Below are 18,214 nucleotides of genomic sequence, written 5' to 3'. Positions count from 1 at the left end.
ACTTCACAGCAGCGGCGTGTAGGGCGAATTCAGCGGGCTGAAGCTCGGCGTCGCCGACGCATTGCCCAGGAAGTTCGAGCCCCCGAACAGGTAGCGCAGGTAGATGCTGCCGGTCAGTTGCCGGTAGTTCTGCGCGTTGCTCAGCCCCAGTGCGCCGCCCAGGTAGAGCTGCGGCGCGAGCTGGTACTCGAGCATGCCGGCGAAGTTGTAGGCAAAGCCGGTGTGGCTCTCGCCCGCGTACATGCCGGTGAAGTTGGCGTTGGTGAGGTTGAGTTCCTTGGCCGCGGCCGCCGCCACGTAGGCCGCGCGCTGGCGCAGCGGGTCGGTCGGGAAGTAGGGCGCGTCGTCCTGGGTGAAGGACTGCACGCCCAGCGAGGCGTTGACGCGCCACGACAGCCGGTTGCTGCGCCCGCTCCAGTCCACCGGGAAGGCCACGCTCACATAGCGCTGCGGGCTGAAGTAGCCGCCGTGGCCGAAGGTGAAGTAGCTCAGGTTCTTGTCGTAGGCCATCACGCCCAGGTTCAGGCCGGCGGTCAGCGTCGAGCCGGCGCCGCGCAGGATGTGCATGTACAGCCCGCCGCCGAGCTCGGTGCGGTTGTTGTCCTCGACGTTGGTGCCGGTGAGCACGTGGTAGGAGCCGTAGCCGTAGAGGCCGTAGGTGCCGTCGTCGCGCGTGGCGTCGATGCGCCCGCCGGTCGCGACCACGCCGCCGCGGCGCTCGCCGCTCAGCGTGTCCTTGGTGCCGGCAAAGGACAGCTGGCTGTCGGTGATCGGCTGGCGCGTGAGGTTGCCCTTGAGCGAGAAGGTGTCGGTGAGCGCGGCCGTGTAGCCGAGGTTGCCGATCACGTTGGTCTCCTCGAAGCCCAGCGGCGTGGTGCCGATGCTGGCGTTGAGGGTTTTGCTCTCGTAGCCCACGCTCAGGCCCACGCCGCTCGCGTTCTGCGAGCCCGGCGGTGCGGCATAGCCCTGCGTCTGCGCCAGGGCACCCAGCGGCCCTTCGCCGTAGCGGCTCAGCGACGAATAGTCGGCCTGGACGCGGCCGGCATCGATCACCGTCGGCGTGGCCGTGACCACGATCTTGCCGCTGCCCACCGGGATGCGGGCCTGCACCGGCACCTGCAGGTCGGCCAGCTGGCTCAGGCCGGCCTCGCCCGCGCGGTTGCGGTAGACGGTGCCGGCGGTGATGGTGGTGGCGTGCTCGGTCTCGAGCGCCTGCAGTTCGGAGCGCAGCGGATCGAGCGGCTGCGAGCTGTTGCGCAGCGCGCCGTTCCAGTCGCCTTCGTTGATCAGCGGCTGGCCGCGCTGCGGCGGCGGCAGGGCGTAGCCACCGGCCTGCGCGCTGCCGGCCTGCGCGGGCAGCGGATAGAAGGGCGCGGCCGGCGCGTTGACCGGGGCGTTGCGCGTCGCGGGGACCGCGGCCGTGCGGCGTGCGGCGTTGTTGCTGGCCGTGGTGGCGGCGCGGCCGGTGGCGGGTGCGCGGGCCGTGCTGGCGGGCTCGCTCCAGGGCAGGCCTGCAGTGCCACCGGGTGCGTTGACGTTGCCGTAGGTGGCGGGCGGGCCGGCGTAGCCCTGCGCGGCGAGCGGCGGCAACTGGCCGCCCTGGGCGCCGGCAAAGGGCAGGGCCCCGCCGCCGCCCTGGAACGCGACCGGCTGCGGCGCCGCGACCGCCTGGCCGCTCAGCACGGCGGCGGCCGAGGGCGCGCCGCCGGTCATGCCGGCGAAGGGGTTGGCCGCGGGCGCGTTGACACTGCCCGGCACCGGCGAACGGGCCTGGCCGCTGGCCAGCCGGTTCTCGGCCATCACGGCCGCGCGCAGGTACTGCTCGGCACGCGCGTTGTCGCCGGCGTTGCGGTAGACGCGGCCGGTGGCGGCCAGCGTGCGCGACTGGTCGGGCGCCTGCTTGAGCGCGGCCAGCACATAGCTCTCGGCATCGCCGTGTTCCTTGAGCGCGCTGGCGCTGGCGGCCGCGGCCAGCAGGGTGTCGAGGTCCATCGGCGTGCGCTGCAGCACGCGCTGGTAGAGCGCCAGCGCCTGGCGCTCGTCGCGTGCGGCGGAATAGAGCCGCGCCAGCGCGCCCATCACGCCCACGTCGGACGGCCGCTCGGCCAGCACCGGTGCCAGCGCGCTGTAGGCGGCTTCGAGGTTGCCGGCTTCGCGCAGCGCATCGGCCTGGCGCACGCTCCAGGCGCTGCGCAGGTTGTCGAAGTCGGTGCGCTGCGCGGCCGTCATCTGCGTGGCCTGCAGCTGGCGCAGCACGGCGGTCAGCTCGACGTCCTGCTGCGTCTTCATCAGGATCGAGGCGTAGAGCAGCCGGTCGCCGATGCTCGGGTTGGGGCCGCGCGCGAGCAGTTGCCGGCTCATGGCCAGCGCGCGCGGCGCGTCGCCGACCTCGGCGTAGGCCGTGGCCAGGTCGCCCCAGATGTCGGCCGGGATCTCGCGGCCCAGCGTGGCCTCGGTCTGCGCGAGCAGGTTGCGCGCCACCGCGGTCTGGCCCTGGCGTGCGAGCGCCAGCGCCTGCTGGGTCTGGCCCTGCGCCCAGAGCTTGCGCTGCAGCTGGGTCATGTCGCGGGTGCGGGTGGCGGCCGGCACGCGCTCGAGGTACTGCAGGCCGGCCACCGGGTCGCCGGCGTCCGAGGCCAGCAGCGCGCTGGCGTACAGCGCATCGGGCATGTCGGGCTGCGACATCAGCAGGCCGTCCATCACGCCGCGGGCCTGGGGCATCAGGCCCTGCTTGCGATAGAGGTTGGCCAGGTCGAGCCGGACCCACGGGCTGTCGGGGTTGACCAGCATCGCGTCTTCCAGCGTGCGCTGGGCCCCCGCGGTGTTGCCGGCCTCGCCCTGCTGGCGGGCCTGGGCGCGCGCCTGCTCGACGCGCACGTTCTGCAGGCCGCCGATCTGCGCGGCCTGCTCGGGCGTGAGCTTCTGCGACAGCGCGAGCGCCTCGTCGGCGCGGCCCTGCCGGGTGTAGACGGTGATCAGGCCGCGGATGGCCTGGGCATCGCTGGGTTTGCTGTCGTAGACGCGCTTGTAGCCCTGCTCGGCCGCCGCGAGTTCGCCCTGCGCGAGCCGGATGTCGGCCAGCGCGATCTGCCCCACGGGTTCGCGCGCATCGAGGCGCACCGCGCGCTCGAGCAGCGCCTGCGCGGCCGCGGTGTCGTTCTTGTCGCGGGCCGCGTTGGCCTGGCCGATCAGGGTCCAGTAACTCGCGCTCTGCAGGGCCGAGGCCCACTTGCGCCCGCCGCTGCGGCTGGCCTGTTCGAGGTAGTCCTGGGCCTGGGCGAAGCGCTCCTGCCGCAACCGGATCAGGCCCAGGCCGCCCAGCGCTTCCGAGTCGCCGGGCTGCAGCCGCAGCGCCTGCTGGAAGCGCGCCTCGGCCGTGGCCTGGTCGCCGCGGTCCAGTGCCCGGAAGCCTTCGCCCAGCGGCTGGGCGGCCGGCGAGGCGGGCGTGGCGGCGGCCTGCGCGGCGGTCAGGCTCTCGAGCCGGGCCGAGACGGCCGGGTCGCTCTGGCCCTCGAGGTAGGCCTGGTAGAGCGGCGCATCGGCTTCGCGCGCATCAAGCCAGATCAGCGCCTGGCGCCAGGCGGCGCGCGCGGCGCTGCCCACGCCGGGGCGCTTCGACAGGTCGGCCAGCGTGCGGACGCCTTCGCGGCGCGAGGGCTCGCGGTAGGTCTGCAGCTGCGCCAGCGCCAGCTTGTAATTGAGGTTGTCGGGCTTGTCGCGCACCAGCTGCTCGAGCCCCTTGCGGCCGTCGTCCCAGCCCTGCGGCGTGCCGCCCAGCAGCTGGTAGTACTCGACCGCCAGCGGTTCTGGCGGCGGCTTGTTGTCGAACAGCGTGCGGTAGAGCTGGATGGCTTCGGTCGTGCGGCCGGCCTGGGCCGCGCTGCGCGCGCGCTGCAGGTCGGTCTGCGGGCCACCGGGCTGTTGCGCCTGCTGCTGGAAGCGCGCCAGGCGCGCGTCGTTCGGGTGCGCGGTGCGCAGGCGGGCGATCCATTCGCGCGCCGCATCGGCCTTGCTGCGCGAGAGCTCGACCTGGGCCATGCCGTAGAGCGCATCGGCGGCGTTCGGGTCCACGCGCAGCAGCTTGCGCCAGCTTTCCTCGGCCAGGTCGGCGCGGCCCATGCTCTGCCAGTAGTTGCCCTGTTCAACCAGGGCGGCGCTGGCGTCGCCCTGCGCATGCAGCGTGCCGCTGGCGCACAGTGCGCCGACCAGGCCCAGGCAGGCCATCCACTGGCTGGCGGTGGGGCGGCGTGCCCCGGGCACGGCGCCGCGCGGCGGGCGCTTCATGCGGTTCGGGTGGAAGGGCATGCGGGTCTCCATTGGGGTTGCAGCTGTCCGGTCCGGCTGAAGGCGTAGCGGCCATCGAGCCAGCCTTGTCCGAACAACAGCAACATGCGTTCGTAATAGGGAAGGGGCGCCGCCGGCGCCGCGGCGGTGCCGCCGAGGTCGACCGGGATGCGGGCCTGTTGGGCGGCGAGCGCGGCGCTCGCGCCCTGCGCTTTGAGATAGGGCAGCAATGCACCGCTGAAACCGGCCGGGCCGGTGCCGCGCACGGTGCCGGCGGCGGTGTCCACGTACTCGGGCGGCGCCTGCGGCCGCTCGACGATGCGGCGCGGGCCGTAGAGCGATTTCAGCAGCGCGGCGCGCGCCGGCTCCTGCGGATGCAGCATGCCGGCCCAGAGGTAGACGCGGATCGCGTCGTAGCTGCCGACCGAGCCCTTGTCGGGGTCGGCCACGAAGGCCTTCTGCTCGGTGGCCCAGGCGCACCAGTCGGGCGTGAAGCCCTGCGGCGAGGTGTCGACGACCATGCGCACCGTGTTGTCGGCGATCTCCTTCCACGGGCCGGTCGGCTTCTCCTGCTGGAAGCGGCGCAGCAACTGCAGCGGCAGGTAGCTGGGGTTGAGCCGCCACACCGGGCCGCTGGCCACGTTGCGGCTCCAGGGCAGCAGCATGCGGCCCAGGCCGGGCAGCGTGATCACTTCCTCGCGCTCGACCAGTGCGAGCAGCGCCAGGCCGAGCGTGCGCCAGGCCGGCACGTCCCACAGGCGCGCGGCTTCGAGCAGCGCGTACGCGATCCAGAGGTCGGCGTCGGAGGCCGGGTTCGGGTCGATCACGCCCCAGCCGCCCTCGGTCTTGCGGCCCCATTGCCAGGCCGGCAGGTGCTGGGCCAGACTGCCGCCGCAGAGGTTGGTCTCGGTCCAGGCCAGCACGCGCTCGAAGCGGCGCCGGTCGTCGTGCACCAGCGCGAAGAACAGCCCGTAGGACTGGCCTTCGGAGGTCGATTGCTGCTGCGGCGTGTCGAAATCGATCACCCGGCCGTCGGGCTGGATGTGGCGCGCGGCGAAGCTGCGCCAGTCGTCCTGCGGCATGCAGCCGCCGAGCGAGGATTGGGCCAGCGCGGGCACGGCGATGCCGGCCGGCAGCAGGGCCAGGGCGGCGAGTGCGTGGCGGCGCTGCATCATTTGTTGCGCAACCTGCGGCGGGCCACGCCCTGCAGGCTCGCATAGGCCGCGGCCGCGCCCAGCAAGGCCAGCAGGATGGCCGCACCGGCCAGACCCAGCGGGCTGCGCGACAGGTTCCATTGCAGCCAGGCCAGCGGCGGCAGCTTGCCGACGTAGTAGCTGTCGCCGGTCAGCACGCTGTGGACCTGCGCGCCGCGCACGATGGCGGTGCTGCCCTGCACGCGCTGCAGCAGGTCGGGTGTCATCAGCGCGTTGAGCAGCGAAGGCTGCGAGGCCGCGTTGCTCACCACCGCGACCACGCTGCGCCCGGCGCGCAGCGGCGATTCGAAGCCGGCCAGCACCGCGTCGCTGCCGTCTTCGGCGACGGTCATCTGCGTGGTGTTGGGCAGGTCCTCGCGCTGGCGCGTGCCGGTGATCAGATGCAGGTTGTCGTCGATCCAGCGGCCGAGCACGAAGGTCTGCGCCTCGGCCTTGCGCCGCAGCGGCATGCGCTCGGCCCATTGGGTGAACAGCGGCTGGTTCTGCAGATCGCCGATCACCAGCAGGTCCTTGTCGGCCCACTGCGACACGTTGGCCGCACGGCCCACCGCCACGCGCAGCGCGGGGTAGCCGGTGGCGTTGCCGATCTGGCCGAGCAGCGCCAGGTAGGTCTCGGTGTCGACCGTGCCGGGCTGGTCGGGCAGCACCACGGCGGTCTCGGCCAGGTCGGCCAGCCGGCTGAAGGGGAAGCCGCTGTTGGCATAGGCCGCGAGCTCGGGCATCGCCATGTAGTGCGGGAAGGAGGAGATGTCGAGCGTCGAGCTCGGGTCGATCGCGCCGCGCACGTTGTCCAGCAGCGTCTGGCAGTTGCCTGCCGCGGGCTGGAAGTAGTAGTGCATGCGCAGCTGGCTGCGCGAGCCCAGCGCCAGCGGCGGCAGCAGCACCTCGCGGCGCTGGCTGGCGGTGCCGTCGGCCATCACCTTGATGGCCAGCGGATTCCACCAGCGGTCGTCGCCGGGGTTGGCGGTGCGCAGCGGCAGCGAGCCGATGAAGTTGTCGTCGACGCTCAGGTTCAAGGTCGACTGGTCGTTGCGCACCCGTGGCGTGTAGCGGTATTGCAGGTCGAGCGGGATGCCGCGCGAGCGCCAGGTGAACAGGTCGGGCGGCATCTGCAGGTTGACCTTGACCACGTCGGGCGTGTAGCCGCTGACGTTGAGGTCGGCCGGCTGCGCGAGTTCGCCAAGCTGCACCGGCCGGTCGCTGGCGATCCAGCGCGGCGCGTCGTAGGGCTTGCGCGCGGGCGTCTCCTGCAGGCTGGCGATGGTCGCGCTGCTGCCGCTGAAGGCGCGCGCATTGAGCGTCAGCGCGGTGGCGGCGCTGCGCAGCTCGCCGGCGTTGCGGCCCAGCACCAGCAGCAGCTTGCGCGTGGCGTCCTGCGGGTGGTCGACCACCGTGACCATGGGGCCGGTGATGGCCGGCAGCGTGAGGCCCGCGATGGCGGTCTCGGGCGTGGCGAAGACCACGGCGTTGCCCGCGGGCAGCGCGTCGTTCGACACCGGGAAGGTCGCGCCGCGGTAGCCCGCCAGCGCACCGAACCACGAGGACACGATGCCGGCGACCTCGAGCGTGGTCGACGAGGGCGTGCCGCCGAAGACGAAGGGAATGTTGGCGCGGCGCACGTCGCGCCGGTCGAAGAAGGGCTGCGGCAGCACCGCGAGGTCGCTCGCGGTCTTCAGCGGCGTGACGCTCAGCCGCAGCGTGCTTGAGGCGTCGATCTTGGCCCACAGGCTGCTGTGCTGCGGGTCCTCGCATTCGCGCGTGTAGTGGCCGACCAGCTCGACGTTGATGCGGTTGAAGTCGGTCACCAGCCGGCGGTCGATCGTGATGTCGGCGGTCTGCGCCTTGCCCGCGCCTTCGCGCGGCAGCGCCAGCGTGGCCACCAGCACGTCGTTCACGCTGACCTTGAGGTGCGACAGCTCGGGGATCAGCGACGGCGAGTAGGCGTAGTTCAGCCGCAGCGCGGCGCTGGTGACCAGCTCGTCGGCGCGCACGCTGAACGGGATGCCCACGGTGCCGCTCACGCCGCGCAGCTGCACCGCGTAGTTGAGGCCCAGCTGGGTCAGGTTGAACTCGCGGGGCGCGCCCTCGGCAGGGGCTGCCGCGGTCAGCGGGCGGGGCTGCGCCAGCGCCGGATCGGCGGCGCCGCCGGCCCAGGCCAGCAGGGCCAGCATGACGGCGCTGGCACGCGGCCAGGTCTGCGCGGCGAGGCGGGAAGAAAGGGGAGCGGCCTGCATCAGGTGGGTTCCTTGGCGCCGGCGGCGGGTTGCGGCTGGCGGGGTGCGGGGCGCAGCTTCTGCAGTCCCGCGCGATAGTAATGGGCGAACATGTCCTTGAAGCCGATCGCGCTGATGCGCGCGATGTGGCCGAGCACCCGGTGCACCGCGGCGCGCGGGTGGTTGCCCCAGCGCGCGGCCCAGATGTCGGCCCGGGCCGTGGTGCACTGGACCAGCGCGCGCTCCTGGTCGAAGCTCAGAGGGTCGAACTGCAGGCCCAGGCGCTTGCCGCGGTTGAAGCGCACATGGGCCGGGAAGCGGAATTCGTTGTCGCCGCGGAACAGCGCGACCGTCACCGGCGCCTCGGCCACGGCCGTCACTTCGGTGGGCAGGTCCAGGCCCAGGCCGCCGGTGGAGAAGTCGTAGGTCTCGCAGCGCATCGAATGGCCGTCGGGGAAGTAGAGCGTGGCCGGGATCTGCAGCGCGATGCGGTGCGCGTTGCGCAGCTGGCGCGTCTCGTTGGCCGCTGCCACGCAGGCGCCGAGGATCACCAGGTTGTAGAAGGTCCAGGCCAGGTTGAGCCAGACGGTGGCGATGTTGTCCGAGTCGACCCAGCTCAGGCGCCACAGGCCCGCGGCCACGCCCAGGAAGTTCAGCGCCAGCAGGAACAGGCTGGCCTTGGCGATGGTGGTGTCGAAGTATTCCTTCTCGATCAGGCCGCCCTTGGCCGTCACGTTGAAGCTGCCGAGCTTGGGGTTGATCAGCGCCACCAGCGTGGGACGGAAGATGTACCAGGCCAGCACCGCCTCGTAGACCTCGTTCCAGAACAGGTAGCGGAAGCGCCCCTGGATCCGGCTGTTGGTGAGGTTGGCGTGGAAGATGTGCGGCAGCGCGTAGGCGAAGATCATCGAGGCCGAGGCGTGGATCACGCTGGCGCCGAAGAACAGGTAGGCCAGCGGGGCCGTCAGGTAGATCAGCCGCGGCAGGCCGTACAGGAAGTGCAGCATCGCGTTGACGTAGCACAGGCGCTGCGCCCATTTCAGGCCACGGCCGAACAGCGGGTTGTCGATGCGGAAGATCTGCGCCATGCCGCGCGCCCAGCGGATGCGCTGGCCCACGTGGCCCGAGAGGCTTTCGGTCGCCAGGCCCGCGGCCTGCGGCAGCGCGAGGTAGGCGGTGGTGTAGCCCAGGCGGTGCATCTTGAGCGCGGTGTGCGCGTCCTCGGTCACGGTCTCGACCGCGATGCCGCCGACCTCTTCGCAGATCGTGCGGCGCAACACCGCGCAGGAGCCGCAGAAGAAGGTGGCGTTCCAGAGGTCGTTGCCGTCCTGGATCAGGCCGTAGAACAGCTCGCCCTCGTTGGGCACGGTGCCGAAGGTGCCCAGGTTCTTCTCGAAGGGGTCGGCCGAGAAGAAATAGTGCGGCGTCTGCACCATGCCCAGCTTCGGGTCCTTGCCGAACCAGCCCATCGTGACCTGCAGGAAGGAGCGCGTGGGGATGTGGTCGCAGTCGAAAATGGCGATGAACTCGCCATTCGTGTTCTTCAGCGCGGCGTTGATGTTGCCGGCCTTGGCGTGGCGGTTGTTGTCGCGCGTGACGTGGGTCACGCCCACGGCTTCGCAGAACACGCGGAACTCCTCGCGCCGGCCGTCGTCGAGCACGAAGATCTTGAGCTTGTCGCGCGGCCAGTCGATCGACTGCGCGGCCAGCACCGTGGCGCGCACCACCGACAGCGATTCGTTGTAGGTGGGAATGAACAGGTCGACCGTGGGCCAGTGGTCGACGTCGTCGGGCATCGCGACCGGCTTGCGCTCCAGCGGCCAGGCGGTCTGCACGTAGCCCAGCAGCAGCACGACGAAGGCGTAGACCTCGGCTACCAGCAGGCCGCAGCCCAGCACCAGGTCGAGCGGGTTGTCCATGACCATGGTCTCGGTCAGGCGCCAGTACATGTAGCGCGAGGACACCACCACCGACAGGAAGATCATCGCCAGCGTGCCGAAGCGGCCGGCGAAGCGGTTGATCACCAGCGCCGCGATGAAGATCGCGATCGACAGCGTGAGCTGCTGCTGCAGGCTCAGCGGCGTGATGATCAGCGCCACCATCAGCAGGCCGGTGACGAGCCAGGCCGCCGCGCGCAGCAGGGGATGGCGGCCGAGCAGCGTGTCGTCGGCGTGGGATTCGGCGGGAGGGGTCATGCGGAGAGCCTGGCTGGAGAAGGCGACGGCGTGGGCATGCCGGTCATCGGTAAAGGTGGGTGCCGGCCACGGGCGCTGCGGCGAAGTGCGCGAGCAGCCGGTCGGCGCAGTGGGCGAAGTCGTCGACCGCCTGGCTGTGCGGCGCGTAGTGCCGCACCGTCGTGGCCGAAGCCAGGGCCTCGCTGACGGCCTGGTCCTGCTGCACCACGCCGAGCAACTGCGGTCCGAGTTCGTCGCGCAGCGTCTGCAGCACGTCGCGGTTGAGCCGGCGCGAGGCGTCGGCCTGGTTGATCACATGGGTGCTGGCGATGAAATCCGCGCGCGGGCGGCAGTACTTGTCGACCATGCGTTCGACGATCGGCAGCGTGGCGAAGGAGCCGGCATCGGGCAGCAGCGTCACCACGTTGAGCTGCGACACCCGCAGCGCCTGCTGCAGGTAGACCGACGGACCCGGCGGCGTGTCGAGCAGCACGAAGCTGTCGTCCGGCAGCCGGAAGGATGCGAGGGTGTCGGCCAGCCAGTGCGGCTGCGCGGCGAGCCGGCCTTCGAGGTCGATCTGCGCCTCGTCGTCGATCGCGCCGAAGGGCAGCAGCACCACGCCGTGGTGGCCGCGCTGCATGGCCTGGGTCCAGCTGCAGGCGCCGCGTTCGGCATCGACCAGGCCCGCGGCGTCGCCGGCGCGCAGGTCGGCCGCCAGATGGAAGCGCAGCGCATTCTGCGGATCGAGGTCGATGGCCAGCACCGGGCGGCCACTGGCCGCCAGCGCGATGCACAGGTTGGCAGTCACCGTGGTCTTGCCGACGCCTCCCTTGGCAGCGATGACGGACACGACCCGCATCGTCAGCCGGGTCGTCGCCAGTGCGACATCAATCCTTGGCCGGCGGCTGCGGCCGGCTGCGCGGCGCCCAGCAAGCGGGCGAACAGCGCATCGAGTTCGCGTGGCGCGGAGGCGGTGCCTGTGGTTTCGGCCACGGGGGCGGGTGCGGGGGCGGGTGCGGCCACTGCGACGGTCGGCGCCGGTGTCACCACCGGGGCCGGTTGGGCGGCGGCTGGCGGCCGCGCCTCGGCTGCGGGCGCGCTGCGCGCACCGTTGACCAGCGGCCAGCTGCCCGCGGCACGGGGTGATTCCGCGGGTGCGAATTCCTTGTAGCGCGTGGCATCGCCGCCGAACTTGCGGAACAGGCCGGCCACGTCTTCCTGCTGGCGATCGTCTTGGCTCATGCGCTCGGCCTCCCCAGCGTCAGCCCGACCACGGGCAGGCCGTCGGCGGCGGGCGCGGCATCGGCGCGCACCCGGAGTTCGGCCGGCGAGCCTTGCGCCTGGAACCACGCCTGGTAGGCGCCTTCGAAGAAACCGGCGGCCCAGTCCGTGGTGTCGGGCCCGAAAGCCATCGCGATCGGGCTGCAGGCATGGACGATCGACAGGCGATCCGCGCTCTCTTCCAGGGTCGCGAAACCCCAGTCGATCGATTCCCATCGCGCATTGATCGCGGCCTGCAATTCGACCAGCGTGCCGCAGCGCGCCACCGGCAGGCCGTGGGCCACGCGCTCGCCGATGCGAAAGAACAGGCGACGGTTTTCCTCAGGCGGCAGGCCGGCACTCAGTTCGGCGGCCAGGGCCCGGGTGAAATCCAGCCATTGCGCAGAGCATGTAATGCGTTCGTAGTAGCCGATTAGCGAGGTGGTAGTGGTCATGAATTGTTTCTTGATTGTCATGGCGCCAGGGCCTGTTGACAACAAAGCTGCCCTGCCTCGCGGGACGATGCGTGTGATCCGGACAACGGATTCCGGGCGGCTGTTTCCACCTGTGAGCCCGGGCGCCGGGGACGCCGGTGTGAGGCGGGTCTAGTGCGTCGCACGCGTGCCGGCATGGAGGGCGCCGGTGTGCGCCATATTTGTTAACTTAAGTGTGATGTTTTTGCTTGTGAGTCGATACGAAAGTACACACAATCGATCTAATGGCACCCGCCCACTCCGCCACTTCTCCCCTCCGCGACGCCGTGCACGATGCCCCGCGGCCCGTTTCGCCCTGCGCCCTCGACCGGTCTCCTCACGTGGCCAGCTGGTGGCGCCCGGCGGCGCCCGGTTTCTTCCTGCACGCCTGGCCCCAGCGCTCCCATGGGACGCCGTTGCCATGATGGGGCGTGACGATGTCCGCTTCGCCCGACTGCGGCCCGAGGATCTGGAAGAGATTGCGTTGGACCTGCGCATGCGCTCGATCGGTGGCGACACCACGGCCGGGGCGGTGGCCGAAGCGCTGGAAGCGGTGATCCGGCGCCGTCACCTGGCGCAGGAGCGCAAGATGGCGGCGCACTTCATGTCGTCGACCTGGCACCGCATGGCCTCCTGGGCGACGACGCGCCAGTAGGGCCTTGCGGCCTGCTGGCGCGGGGCCGGTCAATCCGGCGTGGCGCAGGGCCGGGTGGTTTCCGGCGCCGGGGCGAATTTCCGGGCGTACGCGCTCGGCGAGCTGCCGTACTTCCTGCGAAACACCTGACCGAAGTACCCGGGATCGGAGAAACCACATCGATCGGCAATGTCCGACATCGGTATCTGCGTCTTGGCGGCGCTTTGCAGCCACTGCGCCGCGGCCTCCAGGCGCGCGAGACGGACGGCGTCCAGGAAGGTCTGGCCCTGGCCGGCATTCAGGAAGACCTTGTGCACATAGCGCGTGGACACGCCGAATCGGTCGGCGAGCGTCGCGACGCCGATGTCCGGGTTCGAGTAGTTGTCCCGAATCCATTGCTGCATGCGGGTGTACAGGCCGCGGTCCCGCGCGCAGACGCGCGGCGCGTCGCAGGCCGCGCAGCTTTGCGCCAGCGCCATCGAGAGCAGGGACATCACATGCTCGCCAATGATCTCCTTCTCGAAGGGACTGATCAGGCCGCGCAGGGGGTCGAGTTCCCAGTTCCGCAGGTAGGCAGACAGCACCCTGGCCCACCCCTGATCACCCTGCAATCGCTGGGCGGTGACCGTCGGCAGGCCCTGGAGCCAGCGCGCGATCAGGGGCTCCGACAGGCCGATGATCCAGGCATCGACCCACTGGAGCGAGAGCAGCTCCGTCGTCCCGCCGCCCTCGATGAGCGCCATGTCGTCGGGCCCCAGCGTGACGCTGGACCCCGACTGATCGTTCGCCGTGAGGCTGCCACGGCGGATCACCAGCAATTGCAGCGGGAGCCGCCGCCCCTCGCGGATCGCCTGCATGGCCTGCAGGCAGGCCTCCTGCGCGGGGCCCTGCATGCGCATGAAGGACATGCTGCCGAGCTCGACCGTGGTGCAGCAGGCCGGGCCGCTGTCATGCGCAGGCGCGTCGCCGTCGCCGTCGCTGTTGAGGCCCTGTCGCGTGGACAGCGATGCCGCACGCGAACCGGGCCCATGGGATGCCAGAAGCGTACCGGCATGTCTTTCGTCTGCGAATGTCATCGCACCTCCCTTTTGCTTCTACGAATGAATGTCTCTGGTTCCGTCTTGCGGACCCGCCGCGGGCGGCGGTCGGTCGGCCGGGAACACCCGCCCGCCCTGCACCACGCCCCAGACGCCGATGTCCTTCAGGGCCTCTGGCGGGCAGTCCAGCGGGTCGTCGTTCAGCACGGCGAAGTCCGCGCGCTTGCCGGCTTCGATCGAGCCGATCTCGGCGTCCAGGCCCAGCGTGTAGGCGGCGCCCAGGGTGATGGCGTGCAGTGCCTGTCCGACGCCGATGCATTGCGCCGCCCCCAGCACCCGACCGGCGGCCGTGCGGCGGTTGACCGCGCACCAGGCCGTGAACAGGGGCGCCAGCGGCGTGACGGGTGCGTCGGAGTGGATGGCAAAGGGCACGCCGGCGTCGATGGCGCTCGCACAGGCGTTCATCCGCTCGGCGCGTTCGGGGCCCAGCGTCCGCGCGTAGTGGACGTCGCCCCAGTAATACAGGTGGTTGGCGAAGAGATTGACGCACAGGCCCAGCGAGCGCATCCGCAGGAACTGCGCGGGGGTGCTCATCTGCGCATGCTGGAGCGTGCAGCGGTGGTCGAAGGCCGGCGACTCCGACAGCGCGGCCTGCATGCAGTCGAGCGCCAGTTCCGTGGCCTCATCGCCATTGGTGTGCAGGTGCACCGGCACCTTGCTGCCCAGGGCGTGGGACAGCAGCGTGCACAGCTGTTCGGGGGCCACGTACCAGAGGCCGTTGTCGGCGCCGTTGAAATAGCCGGGCCATTGGACGCGTGCCGTCAGGCCCTGGATGGAGCCGTCGACCACGACCTTGACGAAGCCGAGGCGCAAGCGATCGCTGCTCAAGTCCTTGAGGCGCACGGCGTTGGCCACCGTTTCGACGGGGCCTTGCCCGGCCATGCGCTGCATCGAGACCACGCGCAGCGGGAAGTCGGGCGCGCCCGTGACGCGCCGCATCATGGCGACGATCTCGTCGGTCAGCGGGTTGGACAGGTCGGCGGCGGTGGTGACGCCGGTGCGCACGCACAGCCGTGCAAAGACCCCGATGCCGTCCTCGTCCGCCGCCAGCAGGCCGCGGCTCAGGCCGGCCGCTTCGGCCACGGGCCACATGGCATCCGGCCCGCGAAGCTCCCCGGCGGGCAGCCCGTCGGGGCCGAGCGGAAGCCCGGGATGGTCGATGCCCGCACGCAGGTAGCCACCGACCCGCAGGCCCGGCGTGTTGGTGGTGATGACATGCAGGCTGGCGTGCATCAGCACCACCGCCTGCTGGTCGGACACGGTGTCGAGGTCGTGCCGGCTGCAGCGCGGGCCCTGCATCGACAGCGGATCGAAACCCCAGGCGACCACCGGCAGGTGAGGCGCGCTGTCGTGGGCGGTCTTGAGGCGCGCGACCACCGCCGCCAGCGTGGTGACGGCGGGCCAGGTCTGCCCGTTCGGGTCGACGCGATCGTGCGGACCGACATAGACGAAGCGCCACAGCGCCCCCTGGGACAGGTGGCAGTGGCCCTCGACGAAGCCGGGCATCAGCACCTGGTGCTGGAAGCGCGTGTCGACCCGGTGTTCGCCCCATCGCGCCAGTTCCTCGAGGGAGCCCGTGCCGAGAATCCGCCCGTCGCGAACCGCCACGCAGTCGGCCAGCGGCCGGTTCGGGTTCATCGTGATGACTTTGCGGGCAGGGTAGAGCGTGGTCTTCATGGGCGCGCCGCCTCGGAAGCGGGGTGGGTGGTGGGCAGCGGGCGCGAGCGCGAGCGTGAACGCTCGCGCGGCACGGCGCAGGGCCAGACGAGCGCGCGCATCAGGGTCTCGTTCCAGGTCGCGGCCGGTCCGATGCACACCAGCCGGCCCATGGTGAAGGGCTTGCCCTGCCAGGCGGTGACCGTGCAATGCGTGCCGGAAAACTGCAGTTGCACGGCGGCGCCGCCGGCATCGCGCATCAGGCCCTTGGCCCGCACGATCCGGTCCGCATGGGCGAGCAGCGCCTGCGAGAGGGCCTCGGTGTCCACGGTGCCCGCGAAGGCGAAGCTGATGCTCCGGAACACGCCCTTCGCATGCATCGAGCGACCCGGCGCCCGGCGGGCCACGCCTTCGCCCCGGGGCAGGGCCATGTCGAACAGCAGCTCGGGCGCCACCTGGCAGCGCGTGGCTTCCAGCACGAAGGCCTGCGGCGCGGCGTGCGTCGCCCATCGACGCAGGCTCTGCGAGGGCGCCGGCCCCAGAAGGTCGAGCTTGTTCAGCACGACCAGATCGGCCTGTTCCAGCTGTCGCTGCACCGTCTCGCCGACGTAGCGGTCCGAGGCCTGCTGCCGGACCGCGTTGGCATCGGCCAGCACCACCACGGCGTTCAGGCGCAGGCCTTCCACCAGCCGGACGGTGCTCGCCACGCTGGCTGGCAGGGCCACGCCGCTGGTCTCGATCAGCACATGGTCCAGCGATGCGATGCGCTGGCGCAGGCGCTGCAGGGCATCCATCAGGTCGCTGCCGAAGCTGCAGCAGACACAGCCTCCGGCCAGGGTGATGACATCGCCCTCCCGGGCCTCGATCAGGTCGCCGTCGATGCCCAGGTCGCCGAAGTCGTTGACCAGCACGGCGATGCGGCGGCCGTGGGCGGCCCGCAGCAGGTGGTTGACCAGGGTGGTCTTGCCCGCGCCGAGGTAGCCCCCGAGGAGGGTGACCGGCAGCGCCGGCGCGACGGTGGTGGGGGTCGGCGTCGTCATGGGAAGGGCCTCGCCTCGCCCGAGGTCCGCATCAGGATCTTGCGGACCTCCGCTTCGGTGGCGGTCCAGGCGCGCGCGTAGTCCGCGGGCGTCGCGTACGACAGGTGGATCGCCAGCTCGTCCATCCGCTCGCGCAGCGTCGGGTCCAGCGAAATCGCCTCGAGCATGGCCGACCAGGCCTGGACCGTGGCCTCCGGTGTCCCGCGCGCCAGCGTCAGGCCGGTGTTGCTGCCGAGCTTGGAGATCTCCAGTCCCAGCGAAGCCGAGGTCGGCGTGTCGGGAAAGTACTTGAGCCCGGTGTCGCCACTGACCATGAGCGCGCGCAGGCGCCCCGACCGGACGTGCGGCAGCGCCACCGCGGGATTGGAGGTCGCCAGATCGATGTGGCCGCCCAGCAGGGCGCTGACCAGCGAGGGTGCGTCGTTGAAGGGGACGCCGGTGAGCCGGGCCCCCGCCTTCTTTTCGAATTCCTCCAGATAGAGAACCGCCGGCCCGCGGGCGGCCGGCGTTCCGAAACTCAATTCCCCGGGGCGGTGGCGTGCGGCGTCGAGCAGCGCCCCCATCGTGCGGTACGGGCTGTTGGACCTGACAAGCCACACCGAAGGCGTGCTTTGAATCATACCGACCGGTATGAAGCTGCTGCGCGAATAGGGCGCCTTGGCTTCGGCATTGAGATAGCTCATCTGGGTGTCGAAACCCTGTGTGAACGCAATGGTTCGCCCGTCGGGTTTTTGCTTCAGCATTTCGGTCAATGCAATTTGCCCATTGGCGCCCGGCCTGTTCAATACGACCGTCCGCGTTCCCCACTTGGCGTCCCAATTCGGCGCCATCGCACGCGCCATCAGGTCGACCATGCCACCTGCGCCAAAGGGCACGATCACGGTGATCGTGCTGGCTGGTTCCGGAAAGTCGGCCGCCAATGCAGACGAAGAAACCAATACCGATATGGCCATGGTGGCAATGATCTTGTTCAAGCTCGGCGAAGACTTTTCTATTCGTTTCATGCGGAAGCCCCCGGAAATATGAGGTGCGAAATGGATTCGATGGCCAATGCTAAATTGATTCTTGTTGTTTACAATTTGCCAATCTGTGCCATCCGTGGTGAGCCATGATTGACAATTCTTTTGACCTGAATTTGATTCGGCTATTCGTGAAAATGGTCGAATCCAAGACGCTCACGGCCGCGGCAGCCGCCAGTGGAATGACGCGCTCCAATGTCTCGCGCAGCCTGAAGGCCCTGGAGTTGCGCCTGAACGCGCAACTGATGCTGCGCACCACGCGCCATGTCGAACTCACGGAGGCCGGGCGTCACCTGTACGCGCATGGCTTGCGCATGCTCGACGAGATTCAGGCGGCGGCCTCCTCGATCGACAGCCTGGGCCAGACCGTGCGAGGCGATGTGCGCATCCGCCTGCCCACCGGCCTGGGGCACCTCTATCTCACGCCGGTGCTGATGGAGTTCGCGCGGCAGTACCCGGACATCTCACTGCGGGTCCTGATCAACGACTACATCTCCGACGTGATTTCCGCCGAGGTCGACGTGGCCATGAAAGTCACGTCGAACCCGCCTGAAGACCATGTGGCGCGGCGAATCTGCGACGTGAGCTGGTGCCTGTGTGCGACACCGGAATTCCTCGCCAAGCAGGAGCCTGTCGTGCACGCGCAGGACCTCGCGCGCTGCGACCTCATCGCACCGGCCTCGATGGGGCGGCACTTCGACCTGAAGCTCAGGGCATCCGGCAGCCCGTTGGCACTGCGGGTGACCCCGCGCATCCAGTCGGGGGACTATCGATTCATCTACGAAGCGATGCTGGCAGGGCTGGGGATTGCCCTGCTGCCGCGCTATGCCGTGTGGCAGCAGCTGGCATCCGGGCAGGTGGTCGAGGTCCTGAGTGACTACGACCCCGAAGGCGTGGGCGATGGCATCTACATGCTCACGGCATCGAACCGATTCCCCGCGCTGGCGACGCGAACGCTGATGGACTTCATCCGGCGCCATCTGGAAGAAAAACAGAAGAACTGGGCGCGAGCGGTGGCGGTTCCAGACGCGACGCCATCGATCTGAGCGAGTGCTGCGGTTTTTCAGGCGTGCCTGGCGCGTGGGCGCCAAGTTCGGCGTCGCCTCTACCCTCGGGCATGCCGAGGGACGTGCTGCAGACGAGAGCAGGG

General features: G+C 70.3%; 13 protein-coding genes. 2 read left to right on the top strand and 11 right to left on the bottom strand.

Annotation, left to right across the window (positions count from 1 at the left end; translation table 11 throughout):
- Nucleotides 1-3 precede the first annotated feature (3 nt).
- The 7 genes from K0H49_RS06540 to bcsD are packed head-to-tail and all read right to left on the bottom strand — an operon-like array spanning nt 4 to nt 11,600.
- Entirely contained in the window at nt 4-4,305 is a 4,302-nt protein-coding gene (locus tag K0H49_RS06540; protein WP_219210447.1) for a cellulose synthase subunit BcsC-related outer membrane protein, read from the bottom strand.
- Nucleotides 4,281-5,459: a cellulose synthase complex periplasmic endoglucanase BcsZ gene (gene bcsZ, locus K0H49_RS06535; RefSeq protein WP_219210444.1), complete on the bottom strand. Its 1,179-nt coding sequence runs from the start codon at nt 5,457-5,459 to the stop codon at nt 4,281-4,283. Before bcsZ ends, K0H49_RS06540 begins: the two co-directional genes overlap by 25 nt.
- Nucleotides 5,456-7,732 carry a cellulose biosynthesis cyclic di-GMP-binding regulatory protein BcsB gene (gene bcsB, locus K0H49_RS06530; RefSeq protein ID WP_219210442.1) on the bottom strand — a complete coding sequence of 759 codons (2,277 nt, stop codon included), beginning with the start codon at nt 7,730-7,732 and terminating at the stop codon, nt 5,456-5,458. The genes bcsZ and bcsB overlap by 4 nt, the downstream gene beginning before the upstream one ends.
- Complete coding sequence (bcsA, locus tag K0H49_RS06525; protein WP_219210440.1) at nt 7,732-9,906, bottom strand: UDP-forming cellulose synthase catalytic subunit; 2,175 nt, start codon at nt 9,904-9,906, stop codon at nt 7,732-7,734. The genes bcsB and bcsA overlap by 1 nt, the downstream gene beginning before the upstream one ends.
- Before the next feature lie 43 nt (nt 9,907-9,949).
- Nucleotides 9,950-10,744: a cellulose biosynthesis protein BcsQ gene (bcsQ, locus tag K0H49_RS06520; RefSeq protein ID WP_219210438.1), complete on the bottom strand. Its 795-nt coding sequence runs from the start codon at nt 10,742-10,744 to the stop codon at nt 9,950-9,952.
- A 2-nt stretch (nt 10,745-10,746) separates the two neighbouring features.
- Entirely contained in the window at nt 10,747-11,127 is a 381-nt protein-coding gene (gene bcsR, locus K0H49_RS06515) for a BcsR/BcsP family cellulose biosynthesis protein (RefSeq protein ID WP_219210436.1), read from the bottom strand.
- Nucleotides 11,124-11,600 carry a cellulose biosynthesis protein BcsD gene (bcsD, locus tag K0H49_RS06510; protein ID WP_219210434.1) on the bottom strand — a complete coding sequence of 159 codons (477 nt, stop codon included), beginning with the start codon at nt 11,598-11,600 and terminating at the stop codon, nt 11,124-11,126. The genes bcsR and bcsD overlap by 4 nt, the downstream gene beginning before the upstream one ends.
- A gap of 439 nt (nt 11,601-12,039) precedes the next feature.
- Here bcsD and K0H49_RS06505 point away from each other — a divergent pair, with 439 nt between their 5' ends.
- The gene (locus tag K0H49_RS06505) at nt 12,040-12,273 is read left to right on the top strand and encodes a hypothetical protein (protein WP_219210432.1); all 234 of its coding nucleotides are present in this window, start codon (nt 12,040-12,042) and stop codon (nt 12,271-12,273) included.
- Nucleotides 12,274-12,302: 29 nt separating this feature from the next.
- Here K0H49_RS06505 and K0H49_RS06500 read toward each other — a convergent pair whose 3' ends face one another.
- From K0H49_RS06500 to K0H49_RS06485, 4 genes are read right to left on the bottom strand one after another with little or no spacing between them, the layout of a single operon-like run.
- Nucleotides 12,303-13,328 (bottom strand): helix-turn-helix transcriptional regulator, encoded by a 1,026-nt coding sequence (locus tag K0H49_RS06500; RefSeq protein WP_219210430.1) that lies wholly within the window; start codon nt 13,326-13,328, stop codon nt 12,303-12,305.
- A gap of 18 nt (nt 13,329-13,346) precedes the next feature.
- A complete protein-coding gene (locus K0H49_RS06495) occupies nt 13,347-15,026 on the bottom strand; it encodes an amidohydrolase (RefSeq protein WP_219210428.1) in 1,680 nt (559 codons plus the stop codon).
- Nucleotides 15,023-16,045, bottom strand: a complete 1,023-nt coding sequence (locus tag K0H49_RS06490) for a CobW family GTP-binding protein (protein WP_219210426.1) — start codon at nt 16,043-16,045, stop codon at nt 15,023-15,025. Before K0H49_RS06490 ends, K0H49_RS06495 begins: the two co-directional genes overlap by 4 nt.
- On the bottom strand, nt 16,042-17,019 hold the full coding sequence (locus K0H49_RS06485; protein WP_219210423.1) for a tripartite tricarboxylate transporter substrate binding protein: 978 nt from the start codon (nt 17,017-17,019) through the stop codon (nt 16,042-16,044). The genes K0H49_RS06490 and K0H49_RS06485 overlap by 4 nt, the downstream gene beginning before the upstream one ends.
- A 134-nt stretch (nt 17,020-17,153) precedes the next feature.
- Here K0H49_RS06485 and K0H49_RS06480 point away from each other — a divergent pair, with 134 nt between their 5' ends.
- Entirely contained in the window at nt 17,154-18,110 is a 957-nt protein-coding gene (locus K0H49_RS06480) for a LysR family transcriptional regulator (protein WP_219210421.1), read from the top strand.
- Nucleotides 18,111-18,214: the final 104 nt, after the last annotated feature.

It is taken from the genome of Variovorax boronicumulans, from assembly GCF_019352895.1.
Lineage (GTDB): Bacteria > Pseudomonadota > Gammaproteobacteria > Burkholderiales > Burkholderiaceae_C > Variovorax > Variovorax boronicumulans_A.
Note: the sequence above shows the minus strand (reverse complement) of the source record. Positions and strands in the feature narration are given on the sequence as shown.